The sequence below is a fragment of the Alphaproteobacteria bacterium genome, from assembly GCA_039980135.1.
In the GTDB taxonomy this organism is placed as follows: domain Bacteria; phylum Pseudomonadota; class Alphaproteobacteria; order UBA6615; family UBA6615; genus UBA8079.
Genome location: JBDXCV010000003.1, coordinates 353,672 through 379,019 on the forward strand (window position 1 = coordinate 353,672; position 25,348 = coordinate 379,019).

A 25,348-nucleotide genomic window follows, 5' to 3' on the forward strand; every position below is an offset into this window, starting at 1 on the left:
TTCGAGGATCCCGGTCAGAGATTCTTGGTGTAGAAATAGCCTTCAATATACTCGCCCGCGACCCGCACATATTTGGGGTGGGTGCCCCAGCGCACATAGCCGCTTTCCTCGAAGACCTGGATCGCGCGGTCCTGGGTCGCGCGGACATCCAGATTGAGGACCGTATAGGCCTCGCGCCGGGCCAGCTCCTCGCAGGCGACGAGAATGCCCGGCGCCAGGCCGTGACCGCGCGCCCAGGGCGCGACGAAGAAGGTCGATACATTAACGGCGAAGGACTGGGATTCGCTGCTCGCGCGCGGCCGGTTGAGCTGTGCGGCCCCGGCGATCACCCCGTCGAGCCGGCCGACAAAAACCGTGCGCCCCGGTACCAGAAGGTTGCCGCGCCAATAGGCCTCCATCACGTCGCGCCGCGGCGGCGTCAGCCAGCCAAAGCCGCCGCCGCCCATGATCGCGGCCTCCGCCGCGTCACACAGATCCGCCAGATCGTTGCCCCGCAACTCCGAGAGTCGTTCGACCGCGGTGTCCGTCATGGGGTCCACCTCAGGAATGCATCGATCAGCGCCAGACCCGTTTGCTGGCTCTTCTCCGGATGAAATTGCGTCCCGACCATGTTGTCACGCCCGACCGCCGCCGTGATCGTGCCGCCATAATCAACCGTGGCGAGCAAATCGCCCGCATTCTCCGCCGCCAGTTGATAACTGTGCACGAAATAGGCGTGCGGACTCCCGCCGCCGAATGCCGAAAACAACGGATGGTCGGGCGCGGCGATGGCGAGTTCGTTCCAGCCCATGTGGGGGATCTTGAGGGCGGCGTCCGACGGCGCGATCGGCACCACCTCGCCGGGGATCCAGCCGAAGCCCGGTGCCTCGCCATGTTCGAGGCCACGCGTGGCCATCAGCTGCATGCCGACACAGATCCCCAGAAACGGCTGCGCGCGCGTACGCACCGCCGCATGAATCGCGTCGAGCAGGCCATCGCGCGCTGCCAACCCGTCGCGGCAATCGCGAAACGCGCCGACGCCGGGCAGCACCACACGGTCGGCCCCGGCCACGATGTCGGCATTCTCCGTGACGACGATCTCCCGGGCCAGGCCGGCCTCGGCGGCCGCGCGCTCGAACGCCTTGGCCGCCGAGCGCAGATTGCCCGAGCCGTAGTCGATGATGGCAACGGTCTCCATCGGCCTAGGCCACTCCCGCCATGTGGCGTCGCAGATATCGTCGCTCGGCATCGCGCAGCCGCCGGGCGGCGACGGTCCCGCGCTCCAGCATGGAGCGCCGCGCCAGCACATGGCGGCGCCAGTCATTCGCCCACAGGCCGATCGCCGCCTGCAGCCCCAGCGAGACGGTAAGGTCGCCCGCCTCGGCGAGACCCACGACCAGGCCGATCCCGCTGACGGCACCGGACAGTAGCGCCAGCCCGATCGCCGTGCGCCACATGCCGTGCCACAGGGCCCAGAACGGCCCGAAAAGAAAGGCCGGCCAGCAGAAACCTTCCTTGATCAGGATCGCGTCGCCGTCGGGTGCGGCCGACCAGCTGTTCGTGTGCACCGTGAAGATTTTCGTGCCCATCTCTAGTTTTCCGACTTCGAATCTTCGCGCGCCATGCGCAGCTTCAGTTCCGTGGTGGCGAACAGCCGCAGATCCGGCAGGAAGGATTCCTTCCGCAGGAAGCGCACATCATGCCGGGTCACCGGGCCGACGAACATCAGCTTGTGGCTGACGCTGTAGCGCGCATGCGCGATGCCGAACACCTTCTGCAGGATGTAGAAGGTCAGATAGTGATTGTCGACCACCGCGCGCACCGGCAGGTCCGACCGGGCGACCACATGAATCAGGTCGAGATTGAACAGCTTGTCGCCGTTCACCGGCGAGTGGCGGTCGGGCCCGTCGGAGAAGACGAAGTCAAAAGCCCGGTCGGGCAGGGTTTCATACTGTACGCCCCGGAAACATTTGTAGAAGCCGTCGCGCTTGGGGCTGTGGATCAGGTCCACCACCTCCCGGACCTCGTCGGGAAGGCGCGCGCCGGCGATGTCGAACCAGGCCTTGTCGTCTTCCATGGAGGTCACGCGGCCAGGATTTCCGCCGTCCTCGCGCGCATTCTCCATCAGCGCATAGGCCAGCACGACGGTCGAGATACCGGTCCCGCATTCGAGAATTTCGCGCGGCCGGAACGCCCGCACCTGCTCATACAGGGTGAGGTAGTCCGAAAACGACGCGCCGGTCACCGCCGTGCCTGCGGCGGCCCGGGTCATCAGGTCCCAGAGGGGCCCGTTGGCCCGCAGCACCGCCTCGGCGCGCCGCGCACGTTTGGCGACCATGCGGTCGACCATCCACTTGCGGAAGCGCACGAGCGGGCCATAGGCCGCCGCGCTCACCGCCGTGGGCAGGGCGCCCGGTGTGGATTCGTCGCGCTTTTCCGGGCGCCCATCGCCGCGCCCGTTCTCGTTTCCGCTGTCGCTCATGTCTGCCGCCACATGGCCGATCTAGTCGATCGAGCCGCCCAGCACACCCTTGGTCGACGGCACATCGTCGGCGCGGCGCGGATCGATCTCCACGGCGATGCGCAGGGCGCGGGCGAGACCCTTGTAGCAGGACTCCACCATGTGATGGTTGTTCTCGCCATACAGCGTCTCGACATGCAGGGTCAGCCCGGCCGACTGGGCGAAGGCCCGGTACCATTCCTGGAACAGCTCGGTGTCCATATCGCCCAGCTTCGGGCGCGTGAACGGGACCTTCCACACCAGGAAGGGGCGGTTCGACGCATCGAGCGCGACCCGGGTCAGGGTCTCGTCCATCGGCACCAGCGCATCGCCGTAGCGGCGGATGCCCCGGCGGTCGCCCAGCGCCAGGCTGATCGCCTCGCCGACGGCATAGCCGGAATCCTCGGTCGTGTGGTGGAAATCGATGTGCAGGTCGCCCTTCGCGCGCACCGTCAGGTCGATCAGGCTGTGGCGCGAGAGCTGTTCGAGCATGTGGTCGAGAAATCCGATGCCCGTTTCCACGTCATAGGCGCCGGTGCCGTCGAGATTGACCGCGACGGAGATGTCGGTTTCCTTCGTCGTGCGCACGACGTTGGCTACACGTCCTTCGCCGCGCTCGGCGAGTTCCTGAACACTCATGGTTTTCACTCCTGCAAACCGGCCCGGGGCCGGATTCGGCGCCTAGATAGCAGGCGCGGCCGCCCGGCGCCATCCCGCGACGCATACGACTGCGTGTAATTCGGATTGGCCTACCGGGCGGATTTCGGCATCATACGTCAATTCGGCCCCATCACGCCTCGCTTGACGATGAACACTTTGCCCGGACGCACCCGCGTCTTTACAGATCAGGATTTCCTGCTCCGTGCCGGCGAGAACCCGGACACGGGCTTCGTGATCGTGACCGGGCGGGTCGAGCTGCGCAATGCCGCCGGCACCCTGCTGGGCGACGCGCGCCAGGGCGATGTCATCGGCGCGGCGAGCCTTTTGTTCGGCGGGCGCCAGGATCTGAGCGCCATTGCCGCCGGGCCTGTCGAGGCGGCAATGGTCGACCGGGGCACCGTGGCGGCGCAACTGGCGCGAAATCCCGAGCTGGTCCGCCGCGCGGCCACGCAGCTGCTGGCGGGCCTGGACCTGGTGCCGGCCGCGGAATCGGGTGCGGACACGCGCGTCGATATCTTCGCCGAGGCCGATACCAGCCCTGATTCGAGGGATGAATCCGCCGACGATTCAAACGTCGTCCCGATCACCGGGAAACGCACACGCCGGCCCGCCGCCCATCCGGGCGAGGTCGCCGCGCTGGGCAGCTGGTCCGCGATCTGGCTCAAACCCGCCAGCGACGCGACACGCAGCGGCATGCCCCGGCGCGGCGTCAAGATCAAGGAGACGCCTTTCGGTGTCGGGCGCAAGCCGAAGCGCGGCGAGCAGATCCCGCGCACCGATATCGTCCTGCAGTTTTCCGACGCGCGGCCCTACAATCTCTCGCGGCTCCATTTCATGATCGAACTCGGGCGGCCCGGCCTGATGATCCGCGATGCCGGCAGCCAGCTCGGCACTCTCGTCAACGGCGAGCGGATCGGCCTCGATGAGCCGCGCAACGCCGTGCCCCTTCACATTGGCGAGAACGAGATCGAGGCCGGCGGCTACAACACGCCGTTCCAGTTCATCATCGATATCCGGCCCTGAGCGCGGCTTTTCCGCCGTCAGATCGCCCCGGCGGGGCAGGGTCGCCTTGATCCAAAAGGGCGACCGCCCCACATGGAGGGGTCTCGGCCATTGCGCCCACCGCCCGGATGCGGCAGGACTCGGGGGCCGCCCTGACGGCCCAATGAATCAATCTGGAACGCGACCATGAACAATTTCCAAGCCGACGATCGCATCCCGTCCTGGCACGGCACCACGATCCTGTCTGTGCGCAAGGGCAACGACGTGGTGATCGCAGGCGACGGGCAGGTCACCCTGGGCCAGACCGTGATCAAGGCCACCGCGCGCAAGGTCCGCCCGCTGGGCGACGGCAGCGTGATCGCCGGCTTCGCGGGCGCGACCGCCGACGCGATGACCCTGTTCGAACGCCTCGAATCCAAGCTCGAGCAGCATCCCGGCCAGCTCACCCGGGCCTGCGTGGAGCTCGCCAAGGACTGGCGCACCGACCGGTATCTGCGCCGCCTGGAAGCCATGATGGCGGTCGCCAGCAAGGACACGTCGCTCGTGCTGACCGGCACCGGCGACGTGCTGGAGCCCGACGACGGCATCATCGCCATCGGCTCGGGCGGCAACTATGCGCTGGCCGCGGCCCGCGCGCTTGTCACCCGCGATGAGCTCACCCCGCGCGAGGTTGCCGAGCAGGCAATGGCCATCGCGGCGGACATCTGCGTCTACACCAACACCAATGTGACGATCGAAAGCCTATGAGCAATTTTTCCCCGCGCGAGATCGTCTCCGAGCTCGACCGCTTTATCATCGGCCAGAACGACGCCAAGCGCGCCGTCGCCATCGCACTACGCAACCGCTGGCGACGCCAGCAGCTGACCGGCGATATGCGCGAGGAGGTGCTGCCCAAGAACATCCTGATGATCGGCCCCACCGGTGTCGGCAAGACCGAGATTTCCCGCCGCCTGGCGCGGCTCGCCAACGCGCCCTTCATCAAGATCGAGGCGACCAAGTTCACGGAAGTCGGCTATGTCGGCCGCGACGTGGAATCGATCATCCGCGACCTGGTCGAACAATCGATCCTGATGACCCGCGAGACGCGCCGCAAGGAGGTCGTGGCCCAGGCCGAGTTCAACGCCGAGGCGCGTGTTCTTGATGCGCTTGTCGGCGAGAATGCGGGCGAGTCCACCCGCGCCTCGTTCCGCGAGAAACTCCGCGCCGGCGAACTCGACGACAAGGAGATTGAGGTCCAGGTGGCGGATTCCGGCGCCGGCGGCATGCCGACCATGGACATACCCGGTATGCCCGGCGGTCAGATGGGAATGATCAACCTCAACGATATGCTGGGCAAGGCTTTCGGCCAGCAGACCAAACCCCGGCGTATGACCGTCGCGGAGAGCTACGAAGTGCTGATCGCCGACGAGGCCGACAAGCTTCTCGACGACGAAAAACTGGTCCGCGAGGCGCTCAAATCGGTCGAGGATGACGGTATCGTCTTCCTGGATGAGATCGACAAGATCACGGCCCGCTCGGACCGCCAGGGTGCGGATGTCAGCCGCGAGGGCGTACAGCGCGACCTGCTGCCGCTGATCGAGGGCACGACCGTCGTCACCAAACATGGTGCGGTGAAGACCGACCACATCCTGTTCATCGCCTCGGGTGCTTTCCACCTGGCCAAGCCGTCGGACCTGCTGCCCGAGCTCCAGGGCCGGCTCCCGATCCGGGTCGAGTTGCGGGCGCTCACCCAGGAAGACTTCGGCCGCATCCTGCGCGAGCCGGAGAACAGCCTGATCCGGCAATATGTGGCGCTGATGGGCACCGAAGGCGTCACCCTCAACTTCACCGAAGGCGCGATCGACACGCTCGCGGAGATGTCGGCCCAGATCAATCAGTCGGTCGAGAATATCGGTGCGCGCCGCCTGCACACGGTGCTCGAGCGCCTGCTCGACGAGATCAGCTTCTCCGCCCCCGACCGGGACGGCGAGGAGATCGAGATCGACGAGGCGATGGTCAGGGACCGGCTGGAAGAACTCACCAAGAACGCCGATCTGTCGAAGTTCATTCTGTAGGCGCCAGCAGCCCGCACCCATATTCGTCACCCCCGCGAAGGCGGGGGTCCATAAACACCAGTGCAGGCCCGGGCTACCTCCCGTGACTATGGATGCCCGCCTGCGCGGGCATGACGACCAAAAGAAACACCATGCCCGGACTTGATCCGGGCATCTCATGCTCCCGCTTCCCCACCTGCGCACCGCGTCGTAGACTGGCGCCAACCAACAACACGCTCTTCAGGGGGAGACACCACCATGCAGATACCCACCAAGATCGTCGATCTCTCGATGGCACTCGACAATGAGACCGTCGTCGATCCCGAGATCATGCGCCCGCAAATCCAGTATGTGAGCCAGGCGGAGAACGCCGAGGCGATGGCCGGCTTCTTCCCCGGCATGAAGGCGGTCGATCTGCCCGACGGCGAGGGCTGGGCCTGGGAGATCGTCACGCTCACCACCCATAACGGCACCCATATCGACGCGCCGTGGCACTATCATTCCCACGACAAGGACGGGAACCCGATGAAGACCATCGACGAGCTGCCGCTCGACTGGTTCTACCGCCCGGCCGTGAAGTTCGATTTCCGCGACATGCCCGACGGCTATGTCGTCCAGGTGTCCGACATCGAGGCCGAGCTCAAGCGCATCGACTATGCGCTCCAGCCGCTCGACATCGTCCTCGTGAACACCAAGGCATCAGAGCATTACGGCACCGAAAAATACCTCTCCAGCGGCATCGGCATGGGCAAGGAGGCGACATTGTTCCTGACCCAGGATCACGGCGTGCGCGTGACCGGCATCGACGCCTGGGGATGGGACGCACCCTTCTCGCTGCAGCAGGAAAGCTATGCGCGCGACAAGGACGCGCTCGCCGTCTGGCAGGGCCACTGGGCGGGCATCGAGCAGCCCTATTGTCACATGGAGAAGCTGCTCAACCTCGAGACCCTGCCCGATCACGGCTTCATGGTCAGCTGCATGCCATACAAGATCAAGGGCGCGTCCGGCGGCTGGATCCGCTGCGTCGCGATGATGTTCGACTAGGCGTTCGACATTACAGATTTGAAAAGTTCGTAGGAGCGGGTTTGAAACCCGCCCCTGCTGCTTTTCGGGACAGGACACGGTCACTCAATCAACAATCGTCACCCCCGCGAAGGCGGGGGTCCATAAACGCCGATGCACAATCAGGCACGCGCCTGTGATTATGGATGCCCGCCTGCGCGGGCATGACGACAAAAATATCCCTAATACAAATCGCCCCGCAGCCGGGCCAGGATCGCCGCGGCGTCCTGGTCCGACAGGTCGCGGATTTTTTCGGCGAGCGTGTTGGCCAACTCCGTATGGGTCTCGCTGAGCCCCGACGTGTCGACCGTGATCTTGGGATGGGACAGTGCGGCGAGGCGGTGCATTTCCTCATAATCGTCCCAGATCAGGTTGAAATACTCGCAGACCTGTACCACCAGCGCCTCGGACGGGCGGCCCCGATGGCCGTGTTCCAGCGAGGAGAGATAGGCCTCGGAAATCTCCAGATCCGACGCCATCGTCTTCAGGGTGATGCCCCTGTCTCCACGCAAGGCCCGCACCTTGCTGCCGAACGGCGTCATGCCCCACCTCCCCGGCGGTCGCCTCTTTTCCGGCGCAGCAGCACATAAAACGCCCCGTCGCGTCCGTGCTGTGGGCGCGCGGGCGTAAACGCCAGAACATGCGCGCGACACGGCGGCTGGTTCAGCCATTGGGGCAGGCGCTCGCGCAAGACGCCCGAGCCCTCGCGCGACCCGCGCCCGGTGATCACCAGCACACAGCGGCGGCCCCGCGCCGCACATTCCGTGATGAACCCGGCCAGCGCATCATGGGCCGCATCCTGATAATGACCGTGCAGGTCGAGGCGCGCCTCGATGGGCAGCTTGCCCCGGCGGAACCGTTCTGCCGTGCGGCGGTCCATGCCCGCCGTGTCGCCGGCGGAAATATCCCGAGGCGGCCTGGGCGGGGCGACGGGCACCGGACGGGGGGCCGTGACGGACGCTGCCTTTTTCTTCACGGTTTTTTTCGCCGGAGGCGTCTTCGGTTTCGGCGCGGGTTTTACAGGCTGCGAGCGCCGGCGCTTCAGGGGCTCGGCGTCGGCGAGCGCGCGGCGAAACAAATCCTTGTCGTCATCATCCCTGTCGCCGGATGTCTCCATCGCCGACACGGGCCCGCTCAGTCGTCCTCGACGATGACAATGTGCAGCCGCCGGGGACCATGGGCGCCCAGCAGGAGCGTCTGCTCGATATCCCCCGAGCGCGACGGCCCGGTGATGAAGTTCACCGTGCGCGGCGGCAGGCCGCCCCGACCGGAATCGGGGTCGGCAGCCAGGTCGCGGACCGCGTCGAACACATCCTCGTAGGATTTGACGACCCGGCTGGCCGGCAGCACCACCACATGGGTCTCGGGAACGAAGTTCAGGGTCGAGGGATGCGCCGGGCCGGAATACATCGCCAGGGTCCCGGTCTCGGCCACGGCGGATGGTGCCGAGGTGATGCTCACCTGGTCGGGCTCACCGGGTACACCACGCCGGATGTCGAGCAGCGAATTGTCGGCCCAGGGCGCGGCGTCCAGATCCGTGTCCGGCGCCATCACCACCTCCGAGGGCAGGTTCTCGCCGCGCAGATAGTCCGACACCGCGCCGGGCACCTCGGCCATGTTCGACACCCGCGCGGTGGTCGCGAACACCTTGGTTGCCATGGTCTCGAACAGATCGACGAGGCCGGACTGATCCGTGTCGGTGCGCGCGGGCACGATGTTGCGCCCGTGCCCGGCGATCCTGGCCCGCAGGGTTTCGGCCGTCGCGGCGTCGACCGGCCCGTCCCGCCCCTTCGCCCGGCGAAGGGATGCCAGGATCTGGTTTTTTCCGTTGTCGGGCCCGCCGCTGGCGCTCATCACACACGCTCCCCGGATCGCCAGCGCGACTGGAAGGTCCGGCCCTGGGGCGCGGGCAGCTCGCGATACTTTGTCCAGCCCCCGGCCAGCGGCAGCGACGACAGGCGTCCGCGTTTGCGGCCCATCCAGGCGAGCATCCGCATCTGCAGGCCTGTTGCCAATTGATAGAGCTTCGGCCGGCGGGCGAAGAATGCCCAGACGCCAAGGCCGACCCGCGCGGAGCCCGGCGAGAGATGGCTCTCGAACTCCCGCTCGCGCCAGTGGCGCATCATCTTCGGCAACGGGATGCGCATCGGACAAACTTCTTCGCAGCGCCCGCAGAAGGACGAGGCGTTCGGCAGGTGCCCGGCCTCATCGACCCCGAGGAGCCCCGGCGACAGGACCGAGCCCATCGGCCCCGGATACACCCACCCATAGGCATGCCCGCCGACCGACTGATAGACCGGGCAGTGGTTCATGCAGGCACCGCAGCGAATACAGCGCAGCATCTCCTCGAACTCGGTGCCGAGCATGTCGGTGCGGCCGTTGTCGAGCAGGATCACGTGATACTGCTCGGGACCGTCCGGGTCCTCTTCGCGTTTCGGCCCGGTCGACAAGGTCGTGTAGCTGGAGAATTCCTGGCCCGTGGCCGACCGCGCCAGCACCCGCAGGATGGTGGCCGCGTCTTCCAGGGTCGGGACAATCTTTTCCAGGCTCGCCAGCACGATGTGCACCTTGGGAATCAGCTGGGACAGATCGCCATTGCCCTCGTTGGTGACGATGATCGAGGACCCGGTCTCGGCAATCAGGAGATTGGCCCCGGTGATGCCGACCTCGGCCTCGAAATACTTCTTGCGCAGGATGGTTCGCGCCTCGTTCAGAAGCATCGGTGGTTCTTCCAGCACCCGGTCAGGGTCGAGCTCGGTGTGGTTCTCGCGGAAGCTCGCCTCGACCTGCGCCTTGGTCAGGTGCACCGCCGGCGCGATGATGTGGCTCGGACGCTCGCCGCGCAGCTGGATGATGTACTCGCCGAGATCGGTCTCGACCGGCCGGATGCCGTGCGCCTCGAGCGCCTCGTTGATCTCGATCTCCTCGCCGATCATCGACTTGCCCTTGTTGACCGTCCTGGCGTCGACCGATCGGCAGATGTCGAGGACGATCCGCTGGGCGTCCGCCGCCGTGCGGGCCCAGTGAACATGGCCGCCACTCTCGACGACCTTTTCCTCATAGGCCTCGAGATAGAAATCGAGATGTTCGAGCGTATGGTTCTTGATGTCCCGGGCCTGGTCGCGCAGATCGTCGAACTCGGGGAGGTTGTCCCGCGCCGTCGCACGGCCGTCGACGAAGTGACCCCGCGCCTTGTTCAGGGCGGCCTGCAGATCCGCGTTGGCGAGCTGATCGCGGGCGTTGTTCTTGAAATTGCGACTGGTGGAATGAGCGGTGGGGTTCGTCGACATCGCACTCAGTCCTTTCCACCAGAGGGAGAGACGGCTGGCGGTTCGCCGATAGAGGGTTCGTCCCCCATCCCGGCCAGCACTTCCGCGACATGGCGTACACGTACATTCGCACCGTCGCGCTGCAGCTTGCCCGCCATGTTCATCAGGCACCCCATGTCACCGGCCAGAAGTGTCTCGGCACCCGTGGCGACAATCTTCTCCATCTTGTTGGAGACCATGTTGTTGGAAATATCCGGATACTTCACACAGAAAGTGCCGCCGAAACCGCAGCACACATTCGCGTCTTCGAGTTCGCGCAGATGCAGCCCCTCGACGCCGGCGAGCAGCGCGCGCGGCTGACCATGGATGCCGAGCTCACGCAGGCCCGAGCAGCTGTCGTGATAGGTAACCGTGCCCGCAAAAGCCGCCTCGACCGATTTGATTTCCAGCACATCCGTGAGGAACGAGATCAGCTCATGGGTGCGCGCGCCGAGTGCCGTGGCACGCGGCGCCCATTCCGGATCATCGGCCAGCAGCTCGGCGTAATGTTTGGCGATCATGCCGGCACAGGACCCCGACGGCGCGACCACATAATCATAGCCCTCGAAGGCCGCGATCACCTGGCGGGCGATCGCGATCGTGTCCTTGCGGTCGCCGGAATTATAGGCGGGCTGGCCGCAACAGGTCTGCGCCTCGGGCACCTCGACGGTACAGCCGGCATCCTGCATCAGCTTCACCGCCGCAAAGCCGACGCTCGGGCGGAACAAATCCACCAGGCAGGTTACGAATAGTGCCACGCGCGGGCCGTCGCTCATCACTCTCTTCCCCCAACTTTTCCATTCTGTTTAGCACATTCGGGCCGTCTTCAAAGACAGCCCGGGCCCGCAGCGCAGCCACCGGCAGATCATGCGGCCGGCCTGCCGTCAGCTTTGCGGCATGAGCGCGCGGGGAACAAGAATATAATAGCTGCCCCGGCTCTTCATGCGGCCGGCCTTGTCCAGCGCCGCGCGGCCTGTGCCCCAGTAGAAATCGCCGCGTACCGCCCCCCGGATAGCGTTGCCTGTGTCTTGCGCCAGCATCAGCCGTTGCAAACGGCGGTCGTCGTCGGCCCCGGCATCCGGATGCTCCGCGTCCAGCCAGACCGGTACGTTCAGCGGAACATGCTTCGGGTCGACGGCCATGGACCGTTCGGCGGTCAACGTCACCCCGGCCGCACCTGTCGGTCCGTCACCATCAATCTCGCGGAAGAAAATGTACCGCCGGTTCACCGCCAGCGTGTCGCGCATGATCTCGGGGTTCGCCTCGAGCCAGGCGCGGATGTCTTCCCAGCCCGCGCGACCCGCGTCGAGCTCGCCATTCTCGATCAGCCAGCGCCCGACCGAGCCGTAATTGTGACCGTTATGTCCGGCGAAGCCGATCCGTGTGCGTGACCCGTCGGGCAGGGCGGCGATTCCGGAGCCCTGGACCTGGAGGATAAACACATCGAGGATATCGCGCGCCCAGAACAGGATATCGGCGCTGTCACTGATGGCCCCGGCCTCGATCTCGCCGCGCTGACGATAAGGGACCAGCCGACCGGCCTCGACCCGGCCGACGATGCTCCGCCCCTTCAGTTCGGGATCGAACGCCTCCAGACGCACCGACACATGATCGCGCGGCAGCGCGTAGATCGGCTCGTGATAATCCGCCGAGCGTTCACGCGAGACCTCGATGATCGGCTCGAAGTAGCCGGTGAAAAGACCCGGGTCGTCCGCAGCGGCCCGCACCCGCAGCGGCACCAGGTTGGCCTCGATGAAGTTTCGCAAGGCGTCGGTGTCGCCCCCGGGGAGCGCCAGAACCCCGGCACAGACCACCCGCCAATCCGCGACGGTACCCACCACTTTTCCGGTCGCCTCGTTCAGTGACGGGCCAACCGGCCTGTCGTCGGGCCGGGCCGACAGGTGCGCGCAGGATTGCCGCCAGGCCGGCAGTGCCTCGGCAAGATCGTCCGCACTCCAGCCGGGAAGTTCGCCGAAGGCGACAGGCGTGTAGGTCGTTCCGGTCTCTGCGGCTGGCTCTTTTTCGGAATCACAGGCCGTGAGCGCGATCATGCCGGCGAGCAGCACAGAGCGCGTGATGGCTGTTCCGGGGACATATCGCGCGGCAAGCACCGGCGTCCGGCTCAGTTCGGCGCTTCGGTGGCGACGAGCGTCCAGTTCGGATTACGCGACCGCGTGTTGCGCGCAAAAGTCCAGATATCGGTCACCGTCGAGACCTTTGTGGGATCGCCCGATACCGGCTCTCCCGCCGCGTCGCGCACCACTTCGATCTGTTCGGAGACGATCTTCGCGGTCACGAAAGCCACGCGTCCGTCCATGCTCGCCTCGAGCACCTCGGCTTCGCGGATGCCGACAAGGGTCATCTCCATCGTCTCGCTGCGGGTTTCCCGTTCAACGATCGCGCCGGCGAAATTCTCGTAGACCTCGTCGCTGAGCAGCGGCCGCAGGGTCTCTCGATCGCCCGCGGCAAACGATGTCACGATCATCTCGAACGCCATACGCGCGCCCTCGACAAATTCGTTCACGGAGAAATTCGAGTCCGCGGCCTGAATAGCCTTCAGCCCGTCCGCAGCCGGAGTCCCGTCGGGAATGTCGCTTGACGCATCATTTTGTGCATCGGCTTGTGCATCGGCTTGGGTGCTGCGATCCGGCAGGCTGACGACGGTCGAATCGTCGTTTGCGTCCTGCGGGTCGACGCGACCGGGGGCCTGATCGTCGCGGCCGGCATAGGGGTCATGGGGCGGGCGTTCGTTCCCGGTCCGCTTGCCCAAAACGCTGCGCAGGCGAAACACCAGGAAGGCCGCCACCATTGCCAGAAGAATTATGTCTAAGAATGCCACGCGCCGTCCGTTCTGCCGTCGGTTTCACTGAAGGACCGCCCCCTGAAGATCGCAAATCTTTGCAAATGCGACCGGAAGCGGGTTGCTCGCCGTCTCAACCGTACCAACATTACGTTCTTGCTTCGCCCGATACCAGCGGCGGTTGCAAGGCCGGTCGCCCGGCGGTGCGCTGTCTGGTAACTCCTAGATAGGGGTAACATGATGAAAGAACAAGAATGCCGATCCTGATTCTCGCCCTGTTCATCGGCATCCCGTTGATCGAGATCTATCTGTTTATCCAGGTCGGCGGCGCGATCGGTGTCTGGTCGACGATCGGCCTGGTCGTCCTCACCGCATTCATCGGTACGGCACTCCTGCGCCAGCAAGGCATGGCGACCCTGGCCCGCGCCCAGGCGGAACTCGACCAGCAGCAATTGCCGGTGCGTGAGCTGTTCGACGGTGTGTGTCTGCTGATCGGCGGGCTGCTTCTGCTGACGCCGGGATTTCTGACCGACGCGCTCGGCTTCGCACTGCTGATTCCCCCGTTGCGCGCCATCTTCGGGCGCGGGGTCTGGGCGGCGCTTGCGCGCTCCCGCAATGTTCATTTTTCCGTGTATGGCGCCGGCGGTGGCCAGGCTGGTGGACATGGCAACACCCGGGGGGACGGCCCGGGCGGTGGCGGACCCGTGCTGGACGGCGAGGAGTTCGGCGTACGCAGGGACGAGGACGCAACCGGCAACGATCCGGGCCCGTCCGATCCGGCACCGCGCATCGGCAAGGAATAGGCGCGCGCGGTTGTCGTGCAGCGCATGTCCGTGTTAGCCAATGCGCGAACTTTTCAAGCGCGTTTGCGCGACCATGAAAACGATATGGAATTGCCATGAGTGACGAGAACGCAGGACAGCCCCAGCCGAATCCGGACGGCACGGACGCCACCGGCGCACCGATGATGATTGTCAACGCTCAGTATGTGAAGGATCTCTCCTTCGAGAACCCGAATGCGCCCCAGTCCCTGAGCCAGCAGACCGGCGAACCGAATGTGCAGATCGCCATCGACGTCAATGCGGACCAGATCGCCGACAAGTCGTTCGAGGTCTCCCTGACCCTGCGCGCGGAAGGCACGTCCGGCGAAGACGCGTTGTTCATCGTCGAGATCGTCTATGCGGGCATCTTCACCCTGGGCGAGGTGCCGGACGAATATGTCCCGCCGATGCTTTACATCGAAGCCCCGCGCCAGCTCTTCCCCTTCGCCCGCGCCATCATCGCCGATGCCGTGCGCGACGGCGGGTTCCCGCCGCTGCTCGTGCAGCCGATCGACTTCATGTCGATGTACCAGCAGCGGATCGCCCAGATGCAGGCCGAGGGCGGCGAAGGGAATGCCCCGGCACCCGGCGCGACGGGTGCCCCGGGTAACGGCGATGCCGGCAACCCGGATGCAGGCGGCGACAAGCAGAAGTTCGAGTTCGAACTCTAGACGTCCGCCTTCGACGAATCCCTAATCATCGGCCCTGGTCGTCAGGGGCCGACCAGACCGGGTCATTCAGGCTCTCGACGAGCGTCGCATGCGCGGCCAGTTCCTCGGCCGAAGGCGCGTGCGGGCGCGCGGGCCGGGCCTGGCGCTGGATGATCGCCGGACCATCGTCGGATTTCTTCTCGCCGCCGGCCAGCGCCAGATCGGGCTGACGGCCGCCGCGCAGCTGCAGATACACCTCCGCCAGCAACTCCGCATCGAGCAGCGCGCCATGCTTCTCGCGCCGGGACAGGTCGATCTCGAAACGCCGGCACAGCGCATCGAGGCTGGCCTGCGCGCCGGGGAAAGTCCGCCGGGCCAGCGCCACCGTGTCGATCGAGCGATCCATGGGAAGAATGGGGAAACCGAGCCGCTTGAGCTCGGCGTTGAGGAACTTCATGTCGAAACCGGCATTGTGGATGACCAGTTTCGCGTCCCCGATGAATTCGAGGAATTCGCCGACGACTTCCGCGAAGACCGGCTTTTCGGCCAGGAACTCCTCGCTCAGCCCATGCACGTTGAATGCCTCGACCGGCATGTCGCGTTCGGGATTGACGTAGACATGGTAGGTCTCGCCGGTCGGGATATGGTGCTGCGCCTCGACGCAGCCGATCTCCACGATGCGATCGCCGTTGGCCGGGTCGAGACCCGTGGTTTCGGTATCGAGAATAATTTCGCGCACGTGTGACCCCGTCCTGCTTAGTTGGTGCCGGGCGGGCCAGACTGCGCGGCGGTCCGGATCGCCATGACGATCCGTTTCAATCGGCGGAAAGTATAGGCCTTGCCCAGGCCGGTCTCTACGACAAAGTCGGCGCGCGCCCGTTTCTCGCGATCGGGCATCTGGGAGGCGAGTATCCCGGCAAAACGTTCGCCGTCCATGCCGGGTCGCACCATCACACGGCGGCGCTGCAGCCAGGCCGGCGCGCTGACAACGATCACCCCGTCGACCCGGTCTTCGCCGCCGGTTTCGTACAATAGCGGGATATCCAGCACGACCAGGGGCCTGCGCTGGCGTCTGTGCAATCGCAGGAAGCCTTCCGTGGCGGCCCGTACGCGGGGGTGAATGATCGCCTCGAGATCGCGCCGCGCGGCCGCATTGCCGAACACGGCGGCCCCCAGCGCCTGGCGATCGACCCCGCCTTCGCCGGCGGGATCAGCCACCGCGTAAGGGAAACGCGCGGCGATTGCCGCGCGCATGTCCCGGTCCCGGGCAAACAGCGCGTGCACCGTCGCATCGGCATCATGGACCGGCACCCCCATCACCCGCAGCATATCTGCGGCAGTGGATTTTCCCATGCCGATCGAGCCGGTGAGTCCGAGCACGATCATGTTCGCGCCCCGCCGTGCGCATCACGCGCCTGCAGGACCGCGGTCCGCAAATCCGCATCGACTTCGGGATCGACGCCGAACCACGCGTGGAACCCCGCGCGCGCCTGATGCAGCAACATGCCAAGTCCATCAACGACGATATTGCCCCGCGCCCGCGCCGCACTGAGCAGCCCGGTTTCCAGCGGGGCGTAGACGATGTCGTTCACCACGGCATCGACGGGCAGGCGGGTCAGGTCCAGTTCGAGCGGCGGCTGACCCGCCATCCCCAATGTGCTGGTGTTGATCAGGAGTCCCGCATCCGACAGCGCGGGCACCGCTTCGCTCCATTCGTGGGCGCTGATGGTCGCGCCCGTATCGCCGACCAGTTCCGAGAGCGCCGTCGCGCGGGACAGGGTCCGGTTGACGATGCGGATCTCCTGCACACCGGCATCCGCCAGGCCGACCACGGCGGCGCGCGCGGCACCCCCGGCACCGAGGATCACCGCCGGCCGGCCCCCGAACCGTGCCGCCAGCGCCGCGCCCGCGCGGGCGCGGATATTCTCGATCAGACCGTAGGCGTCTGTGTTGGTTGCCGCGAGCGCGCCGTCCCGGTCCACGATAATCGTGTTTATCGCGCCGATCCGGCGCGCATTGCTGTCGATCGAATCCACGATCCCGAGCGCGGCCTCCTTGTGGGGGACCGTCAGGTTCACGCCCGCAAACCCGCTTTCCGCCAGTGTCGCGAGAGCGGCGGGCAATGCATCCGGTTCGACCGGAATCGCGTCGTAGCTGCCGGCGATGCCGTACCGCGCGAGCCAATGGCCGTGCAGTATCGGCGACAGGGAATGTGCGACCGGCCAGCCCATGACGCCGGCCTTCAGAACCTCTGTCATGTCATCACCACATCTTCGTTGCGCAGGAATTCCAGCACCGGCAACAGCGGCAGGCCCAGAATATCGAAGAAATCGCCGTCGATCGTCGAAAACAGGTGCGGCCCCATGCCCTCCATCTCGTAGGCGCCGACCGACCGGCAGGCGGCCGCGCCGGCGGTCGCCACATAACGCTCGATAAAGCCCTCACTGAGCGTACGCATACGCAACGTCGCGCTGGAACCATGATGCCAGATCACCTCGCCGCCACGCACCGCACATACCGCGACGTGCAGCGTGTGGTCCTTGCCCATGAGCTGCTTCAGATGCCCGCGTACGCCTTCGAGGCCGACCGGCTTTTCGAACAACACGCCCTCGCACGACAACACCTGGTCGGCACCGAGTACGATCGCGTCCGGCGCGACATCCGTGGCCACATGCAGCGCCTTGAGTTCCGCGAGGACCTCGGCGATCGAGCCATGGGTCGCATCCTCCGCCAGGAGCCGGTCGCGCACCTCGGCCTCGTCGATATCGGCCGGGACGATGTCGTGAGGCACGCCCGCCGCGGTCAGGAGCCGGGTCCGGACCGCGCTGGCCGACGCCAGCACGATGCGCGCGCCATCCCGGGCCATCGCGGCGCCCGGCGCCGGGCCCGCTTCCGAACCGATCCGATCAGCCGGCGCCGTCATTGTCTTTTTCGGCATTCTCCGCGGCTTCTTCCAGCCACCGGTTGTAGACATTGACGATCGCTGCGGCCGTCTCCTCGATCGACCGCCGGGTCACATCGATGACGGGCCAGTTGTTGCGGGCAAAATAGCGCCGCGCCTGGGTGATTTCCGCGCGCACCACCTCCGGATCCACATAGTCGGTCTCTTCATGTTCGTGCAGGGACGACAGCCGCGCCCGGCGCAGCTCGACCAGGCGCTTGGGATCGTTGGTCAGCCCGATCACAAGCGGGTGAGTCAGATGTTCGAGAATCTCGGGCAGCGGCACACCAGGCACCCAGGGCACGTTCGCGGCCTTGATTCCCCGGTTGGCGAGGTACAGGCAGGTCGGCGTCTTTGACGTGCGCGACACCCCCACCAGGACGATGTCCGAGCCGTTGAGCTCTTCCGTGCGCTGCCCGTCGTCATGGGTGAGCGACCAGTCCATCGCCTCGATTCGGGCGAAATAGGCGTCGTCGAGCTCATGCTGGCCGCCGACCCGGTGGGTCGGCTGCTGGCCCAGATAATTGCCGACCGCGTCGATCACCGGATCGAGCACGGAAATGCACGGCACCTTGCGCAGCCGGCAGCCGCGGATCAGCTGTTCGCAAAGATCGTCGTCCACGAGGGTAAAGATCACCGGGCCGGGATTCTCGTGGATTTCCTCGAGCACGAGGTCCATCGCCTTGGGGGTGCGCGCCATCGGCCAGAAATGCTCGACCGACGGCGTATCGGAAAACTGGGCCAGGCAAGCGCGTGAGACCGACCGAATGGTCTCGCCGGTGGAGTCGGACACCAGGTGCAAGTGAAAGACATCACCTGTTGCAGCAGTTTTTTCGGTTTTGGCCATCGGCGGCACCATCTGGGCTGGGAGCGAATGCAATGACAACGGGGATAAGTCACGCCTTGGCGCAGCGCAAAATATTTGTTCAACCTTATGCCGTTCGCAAAGCCCCCTGTCATCCCACGGCGAACAAAGTTTCCAACAGCCGGTATGCATTCCCGCCCGCAGGCATTCATCCTTTTGCACGCTGCAAGTGATCCACATGCAACGCCGGCACGAATATATTTCAGAACAATGCACTGGGAGATTTGCGAACAGCGTGTCCCATCGTCCATGCACAAACCACGACCACACTGTACGGATTTGTGAGCAACGAATTATCCCTCGGATTCACCGCACATCTACAACTACAGTTCACTTTTCACTACGTTCAATTACTTATTTTTAGGATGCGCCAGGATAACCGGATCGGCATAGTCGGCGCGCATTCAGCTCAGCCCAAACGTCAGCTTTCAAACCCGTGTCCAACCTGTTTCTCGATGCCCTGTCCGGCCGACATCCCGGCAAGCCCGTCACCCGGCCGCCCTTCTGGTTCATGCGCCAGGCCGGCCGGTATCTGCCGGAATACCGGGAAATCCGGGCTCAGGCCGACGGATTTCTGGATCTCTGCTACACCCCGGAACGTGCGGCCCGGGTCACCCTGCAGCCCATCGAACGCTTCCGGCCCGATGCCGCGATTTTGTTTTCCGACATTCTCGTCATCCCCGACGCCATCGGCCAGGAGGTCGGCTTTGTTGAGGGCACCGGCCCTGTCCTCACCCCGGTAACGAGCGGCGCGGATCTGGCGAAATTCGATCCCGGCCGAACACTTGATCATCTCGCGCCGGTATTCGAAACCGTCTCCCGGGTCCGCGCGGAATTACCCGACGACGTGGCGCTCATCGGGTTTGCCGGCGCGCCCTGGACGGTCGCGACCTACATGGTCGAGGGCGGCTCCAGCCGGGACTTCAATGGGGTCAAAAGCTGGGCGGTGCGCGAACGCGCGGACTTCGCCGCCATGATGGATATCCTGGTCGCATCGACCACTGATTATCTGGTCGCCCAGGTCGATGCGGGCGCGCAGGCGCTGCAGCTCTTCGACACCTGGGCCGGGGCGGTGCCGGCGGGTGACTTTGATGACTGGGTGATCGCGCCGACCGCGCGCATCGTCGCCGGGGTGAAGGCGCGCCAGCCCGATGTCCCCATCATCGGTTTTGCGCGCGGGATCGGCGATCGGCTCAAGGGGTATGTCCGCGGTACCGGTGTTGATGCCGTCGGGCTCGATGCGTCCATGACCGCGGCCGACGCGGCGGCCAGGGTGCAACCGATCTGTCCCGTGCAGGGAAATCTCGACCCGGCTTATCTGATGGTCGGCGGCGACGAGATGGAGCGCGCGGCGCGGGAGATTCTCGACAGCCTCGGCGCGGGCCCGTTCGTCTTCAACCTGGCCCACGGCATCCACAAGGACACACCCTTTTCCCATGTCGAACGGCTCGCCGACATTGTCCGCGAATGGTCGCCGAATTCATGAGCGCGAGACCATGACCACCGCCGTTATTCTCTACAATCTGGGTGGCCCCGACGGGCCGGATGACGTCCGGCCGTTCTTGTTCAACCTGTTCAACGACCCGATGATCATCGGCGCGCCCGCACCCATCCGCTGGCTGCTGGCACAGGTCATCTCGCGCAAGCGCGCCCCCATCGCCCGGGAAATCTACGCCAATATCGGCGGCGGTTCGCCCCTGCTGGCCAACACCCGGGCCCAGGCCGACGCGCTGGAGGCGGCGCTGAACGCGGGCGAGGGCGATTACAAATGCTTCGTCGCCATGCGCTACTGGCACCCGATGGTCGATGCGGTCCTGGACGAGGTGATCGCGAGCGCGCCCGACCGGATTGTGTTGCTGCCGCTCTACCCGCAATTCTCGACCACGACCGTGGGCTCCATGATGCGGGTCTGGGAGCGGGCCGCGCGCAAACGCAAACTCGACATTCCCGTCACGGCGCTGTGTTGCTACCCGACCGACCCGGGCTTCGTTGACGCGGTCACGGGATTGCTCGCCGGCGCCCTCGAAACGGCGACAGCCGAAAAGGAAAAACTGCGCGTTCTGTTCTCGGCCCACGGGTTGCCCAAACAGATCGTCGAGGGCGGGGATCCCTACCAGTCCCAGGTTGAGCAAACCGCCGCCGCCGTGATGTCGGCGCTCGGGCAGGCGCTCGACTGGCTGTGCTGTTACCAGAGCCGGGTCGGCCCGCTGGAATGGATCGGGCCCGCCACGGACGACGAGATCGAGCGCGCCGGGGCGGACGGGAAATCGGTGATCATCGTGCCGATCGCTTTCGTGTCGGAACATTCCGAGACTCTTGTCGAGCTCGATATTGAATATCGTGAGCTGGCCGACAAGGCCGGCGTGATCGAATATATCCGCGTCCCGACCGTCGATACCGCGCCGGCATTCATCGACGGGCTGGCGGATCTGGTGCGCGGGAACATCGCGGCGGGCTGCGAAATCTGCAGCGGCGATCCTCAGGCAACCGGCGGACGGATTTGCGCGGCCGAATGGCCGAAATGCCCGGTTGCGAAGGCGGCCTAGAGCGCGATGGGTGATTTCCTCGTTACGGCCTATCCCTGGATCAAATCGCTCCATGTAATCGCGGTGATCTCCTGGATGGCCGGGATGCTCTATCTGCCGCGCCTGTTCGTCTATCACTGTGACGCGGAAATTGGCTCCGACAAGTCCGAGACCTTCAAGGTGATGGAGCGGCGCCTGCTGCGCGCGATCATGAACCCGGCGATGATCGCGACATTCGTCTTCGGCGGGCTGTTGCTGGCCACGCCGGGGATCGTCGATTGGGGGTCGGGCTGGATCTGGATCAAGCTGGCCGCGGTGGCGAGCATGACCGTGGCCCATCATGTTTTTGCCAAATGGTTCCAGGCGTTCGCCGCCGACACAAACACCCGCCCGGCGAAGACCTATCGCCTCGCCAACGAGGTACCGACACTCCTGATGATCGTGATTGTCGTCATGATCATTGCCCGGCCGTTCTAGGCACCTGTTTCGGGCGTGTGTTCCGCGCCATCTGCAGATCGACGCAGGATTGCCGCAAAACCGTCATAAGGATTGACTTGACGCGGCACGCTCACTAAGTGCGTAATATCCGCGCGCACAAGACAGTAACCTACGCGCACACCCTTCCGCATAAGTCGTTTTCTTCCGGCGTTCCCGTCGGCGTCCACGAACTTCCGCTGACATATTCAAACGCCCCCGAAAATTCGGTTCCCAGCCGATAGGGCGCGTCGCATTTCCCAAACAGAACTGGCCTCCCCATGGAAGCAATGAAACTCCAGGACCTCAAAGACAAATCCGCCGCCGATCTCCTCGCCTTCGCCGAGGAACTCGAGATCGAGGGCGCGAGCAACCTGCGCACCCAGGACATGATGTTCGCGATCCTCAAGGAGCTGGCCGAGGACGAGGTGCCGATCACCGGCATCGGCGTGCTCGAAGTGCTGCAGGACGGCTTCGGCTTCCTGCGCTCACCGGAATCCAATTTCCTGCCGGGCCCCGACGATATCTATGTCTCACCCAGCCAGGTCCGCCGCTTCGCGTTGCGCACCGGCGACACGGTCGAGGGCGAAATCCGCTCTCCCAAGGATGGCGAGCGCTACTTCGCGCTGGTCAAGGTCGCGCAGGTGAACTTCGACGACGTCGACCACACCAAGCACCGGGTCAATTTCGACAACCTCACCCCGCTCTATCCCGAGCGGAAAATCGAGCTGGAAATCGACGACCCGGAGAACAAGGATCCGTCGTGCCGTGTGATCGACATGGTGGCCCCGCTCGGCATGGGCCAGCGCGCCCTGCTCGTGGCCCCGCCGCGCACCGGCAAGACCGTGATGATGCAGAACATCGCCAAGGCGATCATGGCCAATCATCCGGACATCTATCTGATCGTGCTGCTGATCGACGAGCGGCCGGAAGAAGTCACCGACATGCAGCGCACCGTGCGCGGCGAGGTGATCTCCTCCACCTTCGACGAACCGGCCTCGCGCCATGTGCAGGTCGCCGAGATGGTGATCAACAAGGCCAAGCGCCTGGTCGAGCACAAGCGCGACGTGGTCATCCTGCTGGATTCGATCACCCGCCTCGCCCGCGCCTACAACACCGTCGTCCCGTCCTCGGGCAAGGTGCTGACCGGCGGCGTGGACGCCAACGCCCTGCAGCGGCCCAAGCGCTTCTTCGGCGCCGCCCGCAACATCGAGGAGGGCGGCTCGCTGACCATCATCTCGACCGCGTTGATCGAGACCGGCTCGCGCATGGACGAGGTCATCTTCGAGGAGTTCAAGGGCACCGGTAACTCGGAAATCGTCCTCGACCGCAAGCTTTCCGACAAACGCGTCTGGCCGTCGATCGACATCACCAAGTCGGGCACGCGAAAGGAAGAGCTGCTGGTCGACAAGGACGCCCTGTCGAAGATGTGGGTGCTGCGCCGGATCCTCAACCCCATGGGGGTCGTCGACGGCATGGAGTTCCTGCTCGGCAAGATGAAGTCGACCAAGAACAACAACGACTTCTACGACACGATGAACCAGTAGGGGCTGTCGGCCACTGCGTCGTTGAAATCCTCTCGTCACTCCCGCGAAGGCGGGAGTCCATAAACATCAATGCGGACCCGGTAATCGCCTGTGACTATGGATGCCCGCCTGCGCGGGCATGACGATTTTGGTTTGACGCGGGCTCCCGCAGCCATACCCTAATGGTTCGTGGGCGAGATGCCCGGATCAAGTCCGGGCATGACGATCGTGGTTTTGGGATTGGAAGTTCATGCACACCGAACTCGTGACCATCCCGACCGACACCGCGCAACCTCTCGACGGCGCCTGGTACGAGCCCGACGGCGGGGCGACCGCTGGGACCGTCATGCTGTTTCACGGCAACACCATGAACTTCTACGTCGGCGCGCCGCGCTTCCTGCCGCCGGCGTTGGCGGAGTTGGGCTTCGCCTGCCTGGCCTTCAACCGACGTGGCCACGACATCCTGTCCAACCGGAACAGCCGCGCTGTCGAGGGTGCGGCCTATCAGACCACTGCCGAGGCAATCGCCGACAACGAGATCGCCGCGCACTGGGTGGCGGCTGAGCGCGGTTCCGTGGTCGGGTCTGATGCGCCGGTCGTCATCGGACACAGCAATGGCGGTTTCCTGGGGGTGCAGCACGTCGCCAACCATCCCGAGACGCCCGCCCTCGTTCTGTTATCGGCCCATGCCGGCGGCGATGTCGCGGCGGCGCTGGCGCCCACGACAGGCCTATTGGGCGGCGCGCGCAGCGAGGAAATTTTCCGTGAGGCGGAGGCGATGATAGCCGACGGGCGCGGTGACGAACTCATGCTCCTGCCGGGCTGGTGGTACGTGATCACCGCGAACAGTTATGTCGACCGGCTGACGACCATGCCCAACACGGTCGCGACCGCGCCGAAGATCGCCTGCCCGAGTTTGTATATTCGCGGCGATCAGGAAATCCGCGATTCCTATCCGGCCGAGGACTTCGCCGCCGCATCAGCAGGCCCGTGCGATGTCGAGATCGTCGAGAATTGCGACCACTATTACAACGACCGTGAGGATGCGATCACCGACCTGGTCGCGGGTTGGCTGAAGCGGACCTTGATTGACGGGTAGTACAAGAAACCCGCCAACCCCCTTTCGTCATACGCGGACTTGATCCGCGTATCTCAGCTCAGACCCAGACGAGATGCCCGGATCACGTCCGGGCATGACGGCGCCTGTTAGGCCATCAGGATCGTCGAGCCCGTGGTCTTGCGGGCGACCAGATCCTTGTGGGCCTGCACCGTCTCCGACAGCGGGTAGCGCTGGTTGATTTCGATCTTCACCGCGCCCGATGACACCACGCCGAACAGGTCGCCGGCACAGGCCAGCAGCTCGGCGCGTTCGGCGATGAAGTCGAACAGCATCGGCCGGGCGGCATAGATCGAGCCGTGGGCCGAGAGCTCGGTGAGCTCCACCGGGTCGGGTGCGCCCGAGGCGTTGCCGAAGCTGATCAGGTAGCCGCGCCGCTGCAGGCATTCCATGGACCCCCTGAGCGTGTCCTTGCCCACCGCGTCATAGACCACGGGCACACCCGCGCCGCCGGTGATCTCCTTCACTTGTCCGACGAAGTCCTCGTCCTTGTAGTTGACCGTGTGGTGGCAGCCATGGGCGCGCGCCAGCTCGGCCTTCTCTTCCGAGCCCACCGTGCCGATGACCGTGACCCCCAGATGGTTGAGCCACTGGCAGGCGATCAGGCCGACGCCGCCGGCCGCGGCGTGCCACAGCACGGTCTGGCCCTTCTGCACCGGGAAGCAGGACTTGATCAGGAACTGCACGGTCATGCCCTTGAGCATCATCGCGGCGGCCTGTTCGTCGGAGATGTCGTCGGGGAGCTTCACGGCGATCTTCGCCGGCATCACGCGTTCCTCGGCATAGGCGCCGAGCGGCATGTCGGCATAGCCGATCCGGTCGCCCACGGCCAGGTCGCTCACGCCCTCGCCCACCGCCACGATCTCGCCCGCACCTTCAAGCCCCAGACCATTCGGCATCGGCACCGGGCGCGCGCCCGAGCGGAGATAGATGTCGATGAAGTTGAGACCGGCTGCGGTCTGTTTCACCCGGATTTCGCCGGGGCCGGGGTCGCCGACCTCGACCTCTTCCCACTTCATGACGTCGGGCCCGCCGGCCTCGTGGAAACGGATTGCATGGACCATGTGATTTCCCCTGAAATTTCT

The 25,348-nt window shown here is 65.2% G+C and carries 28 protein-coding genes and 1 pseudogene; 11 read left to right on the top strand and 18 right to left on the bottom strand.

Going from position 1 to position 25,348, the window contains the following annotated elements; translation table 11 throughout:
- Positions 1–14: 14 nt before the first annotated feature.
- The 5 genes from ABJ363_03600 to hisB are packed head-to-tail and all read right to left on the bottom strand — an operon-like array spanning position 15 to position 3,118.
- On the bottom strand, positions 15–530 hold the full coding sequence (locus ABJ363_03600; protein ID MEP4378062.1) for a GNAT family N-acetyltransferase: 516 nt from the start codon (positions 528–530) through the stop codon (positions 15–17).
- Positions 527–1,177, bottom strand: a complete 651-nt coding sequence (gene hisH, locus ABJ363_03605) for an imidazole glycerol phosphate synthase subunit HisH (GenBank protein MEP4378063.1) — start codon at positions 1,175–1,177, stop codon at positions 527–529. The genes ABJ363_03600 and hisH overlap by 4 nt, the downstream gene beginning before the upstream one ends.
- 4 nt (positions 1,178–1,181) lie before the next feature.
- Positions 1,182–1,568 (bottom strand): DUF2628 domain-containing protein, encoded by a 387-nt coding sequence (locus ABJ363_03610; protein ID MEP4378064.1) that lies wholly within the window; start codon positions 1,566–1,568, stop codon positions 1,182–1,184.
- Positions 1,569–1,570: 2 nt separating this feature from the next.
- Entirely contained in the window at positions 1,571–2,461 is an 891-nt protein-coding gene (locus tag ABJ363_03615; protein ID MEP4378065.1) for a hypothetical protein, read from the bottom strand.
- Positions 2,462–2,482: 21 nt separating this feature from the next.
- Positions 2,483–3,118 carry an imidazoleglycerol-phosphate dehydratase HisB gene (hisB, locus tag ABJ363_03620; protein ID MEP4378066.1) on the bottom strand — a complete coding sequence of 212 codons (636 nt, stop codon included), beginning with the start codon at positions 3,116–3,118 and terminating at the stop codon, positions 2,483–2,485.
- Between the two features lie 168 nt (positions 3,119–3,286).
- Between hisB and ABJ363_03625 the strand changes: the two genes are divergently transcribed.
- The 4 genes from ABJ363_03625 to ABJ363_03640 all read left to right on the top strand — a co-directional run bounded on the left by ABJ363_03625 (position 3,287) and on the right by ABJ363_03640 (position 7,218).
- Positions 3,287–4,162, top strand: a complete 876-nt coding sequence (locus tag ABJ363_03625) for a cyclic nucleotide-binding domain-containing protein (protein ID MEP4378067.1) — start codon at positions 3,287–3,289, stop codon at positions 4,160–4,162.
- Between the two features lie 165 nt (positions 4,163–4,327).
- Positions 4,328–4,888 carry an ATP-dependent protease subunit HslV gene (gene hslV / locus ABJ363_03630; protein ID MEP4378068.1) on the top strand — a complete coding sequence of 187 codons (561 nt, stop codon included), beginning with the start codon at positions 4,328–4,330 and terminating at the stop codon, positions 4,886–4,888.
- Complete coding sequence (hslU, locus tag ABJ363_03635) at positions 4,885–6,195, top strand: ATP-dependent protease ATPase subunit HslU (GenBank protein MEP4378069.1); 1,311 nt, start codon at positions 4,885–4,887, stop codon at positions 6,193–6,195. Before hslV ends, hslU begins: the two co-directional genes overlap by 4 nt.
- A gap of 237 nt (positions 6,196–6,432) precedes the next feature.
- On the top strand, positions 6,433–7,218 hold the full coding sequence (locus tag ABJ363_03640; GenBank protein MEP4378070.1) for a cyclase family protein: 786 nt from the start codon (positions 6,433–6,435) through the stop codon (positions 7,216–7,218).
- Between the two features lie 200 nt (positions 7,219–7,418).
- On the opposite strand, the gene ABJ363_03645 is transcribed toward ABJ363_03640, so the two are convergent.
- The 7 genes from ABJ363_03645 to ABJ363_03675 all read right to left on the bottom strand — a co-directional run bounded on the left by ABJ363_03645 (position 7,419) and on the right by ABJ363_03675 (position 13,383).
- Positions 7,419–7,778: a helix-turn-helix domain-containing protein gene (locus ABJ363_03645; GenBank protein ID MEP4378071.1), complete on the bottom strand. Its 360-nt coding sequence runs from the start codon at positions 7,776–7,778 to the stop codon at positions 7,419–7,421.
- On the bottom strand, positions 7,775–8,353 hold the full coding sequence (locus ABJ363_03650) for a Smr/MutS family protein (protein ID MEP4378072.1): 579 nt from the start codon (positions 8,351–8,353) through the stop codon (positions 7,775–7,777). The genes ABJ363_03645 and ABJ363_03650 overlap by 4 nt, the downstream gene beginning before the upstream one ends.
- Before the next feature lie 17 nt (positions 8,354–8,370).
- A complete protein-coding gene (locus ABJ363_03655) occupies positions 8,371–9,090 on the bottom strand; it encodes a lactate utilization protein (GenBank protein MEP4378073.1) in 720 nt (239 codons plus the stop codon).
- Positions 9,090–10,526: a LutB/LldF family L-lactate oxidation iron-sulfur protein gene (locus tag ABJ363_03660; GenBank protein ID MEP4378074.1), complete on the bottom strand. Its 1,437-nt coding sequence runs from the start codon at positions 10,524–10,526 to the stop codon at positions 9,090–9,092. The genes ABJ363_03655 and ABJ363_03660 overlap by 1 nt, the downstream gene beginning before the upstream one ends.
- 5 nt (positions 10,527–10,531) lie before the next feature.
- Positions 10,532–11,320, bottom strand: coding sequence for a (Fe-S)-binding protein (locus ABJ363_03665; protein ID MEP4378075.1), 789 nt, complete (start codon positions 11,318–11,320; stop codon positions 10,532–10,534).
- 108 nt (positions 11,321–11,428) lie between these two features.
- Entirely contained in the window at positions 11,429–12,610 is a 1,182-nt protein-coding gene (locus ABJ363_03670; protein MEP4378076.1) for an MltA domain-containing protein, read from the bottom strand.
- Between the two features lie 56 nt (positions 12,611–12,666).
- Positions 12,667–13,383 (bottom strand): Tim44/TimA family putative adaptor protein, encoded by a 717-nt coding sequence (locus ABJ363_03675; protein MEP4378077.1) that lies wholly within the window; start codon positions 13,381–13,383, stop codon positions 12,667–12,669.
- A 215-nt stretch (positions 13,384–13,598) separates the two neighbouring features.
- Here ABJ363_03675 and ABJ363_03680 point away from each other — a divergent pair, with 215 nt between their 5' ends.
- Both ABJ363_03680 and secB read left to right on the top strand, forming a co-directional pair.
- Positions 13,599–14,147 carry an FxsA family protein gene (locus ABJ363_03680; GenBank protein MEP4378078.1) on the top strand — a complete coding sequence of 183 codons (549 nt, stop codon included), beginning with the start codon at positions 13,599–13,601 and terminating at the stop codon, positions 14,145–14,147.
- Between the two features lie 95 nt (positions 14,148–14,242).
- A pseudogene (gene secB / locus ABJ363_03685) lies at positions 14,243–14,725 on the top strand (protein-export chaperone SecB).
- Between the two features lie 136 nt (positions 14,726–14,861).
- Here the strand turns inward: secB and dnaQ are convergent.
- Genes dnaQ through ABJ363_03710 form a run of 5 tightly spaced genes read right to left on the bottom strand, consistent with a single transcriptional unit; the run spans position 14,862 to position 18,603 of the window.
- Positions 14,862–15,554, bottom strand: coding sequence for a DNA polymerase III subunit epsilon (dnaQ, locus tag ABJ363_03690; GenBank protein MEP4378079.1), 693 nt, complete (start codon positions 15,552–15,554; stop codon positions 14,862–14,864).
- A gap of 17 nt (positions 15,555–15,571) precedes the next feature.
- Positions 15,572–16,201 carry a dephospho-CoA kinase gene (gene coaE, locus ABJ363_03695; protein ID MEP4378080.1) on the bottom strand — a complete coding sequence of 210 codons (630 nt, stop codon included), beginning with the start codon at positions 16,199–16,201 and terminating at the stop codon, positions 15,572–15,574.
- A complete protein-coding gene (locus ABJ363_03700) occupies positions 16,198–17,073 on the bottom strand; it encodes a shikimate dehydrogenase (GenBank protein MEP4378081.1) in 876 nt (291 codons plus the stop codon). Before ABJ363_03700 ends, coaE begins: the two co-directional genes overlap by 4 nt.
- On the bottom strand, positions 17,070–17,753 hold the full coding sequence (locus ABJ363_03705; protein ID MEP4378082.1) for a Maf family protein: 684 nt from the start codon (positions 17,751–17,753) through the stop codon (positions 17,070–17,072). The genes ABJ363_03700 and ABJ363_03705 overlap by 4 nt, the downstream gene beginning before the upstream one ends.
- Positions 17,722–18,603, bottom strand: a complete 882-nt coding sequence (locus ABJ363_03710; GenBank protein MEP4378083.1) for a pyruvate, water dikinase regulatory protein — start codon at positions 18,601–18,603, stop codon at positions 17,722–17,724. The genes ABJ363_03705 and ABJ363_03710 overlap by 32 nt, the downstream gene beginning before the upstream one ends.
- Positions 18,604–19,057: 454 nt before the next feature.
- Between ABJ363_03710 and hemE the strand changes: the two genes are divergently transcribed.
- The 5 genes from hemE (at position 19,058) to ABJ363_03735 (ending at position 24,245) form a co-directional block, all read left to right on the top strand.
- Entirely contained in the window at positions 19,058–20,107 is a 1,050-nt protein-coding gene (gene hemE, locus ABJ363_03715; protein MEP4378084.1) for a uroporphyrinogen decarboxylase, read from the top strand.
- A gap of 10 nt (positions 20,108–20,117) precedes the next feature.
- Positions 20,118–21,167 carry a ferrochelatase gene (gene hemH, locus ABJ363_03720; GenBank protein MEP4378085.1) on the top strand — a complete coding sequence of 350 codons (1,050 nt, stop codon included), beginning with the start codon at positions 20,118–20,120 and terminating at the stop codon, positions 21,165–21,167.
- A gap of 6 nt (positions 21,168–21,173) precedes the next feature.
- Positions 21,174–21,623, top strand: a complete 450-nt coding sequence (gene hemJ / locus ABJ363_03725; GenBank protein MEP4378086.1) for a protoporphyrinogen oxidase HemJ — start codon at positions 21,174–21,176, stop codon at positions 21,621–21,623.
- 287 nt (positions 21,624–21,910) lie between these two features.
- On the top strand, positions 21,911–23,167 hold the full coding sequence (gene rho, locus ABJ363_03730; protein ID MEP4378087.1) for a transcription termination factor Rho: 1,257 nt from the start codon (positions 21,911–21,913) through the stop codon (positions 23,165–23,167).
- Between the two features lie 229 nt (positions 23,168–23,396).
- Positions 23,397–24,245, top strand: coding sequence for an alpha/beta fold hydrolase (locus tag ABJ363_03735; GenBank protein MEP4378088.1), 849 nt, complete (start codon positions 23,397–23,399; stop codon positions 24,243–24,245).
- 107 nt (positions 24,246–24,352) lie between these two features.
- On the opposite strand, the gene ABJ363_03740 is transcribed toward ABJ363_03735, so the two are convergent.
- Positions 24,353–25,327, bottom strand: coding sequence for a quinone oxidoreductase (locus tag ABJ363_03740; protein ID MEP4378089.1), 975 nt, complete (start codon positions 25,325–25,327; stop codon positions 24,353–24,355).
- Between the last annotated feature and the right edge of the window lie 21 nt (positions 25,328–25,348).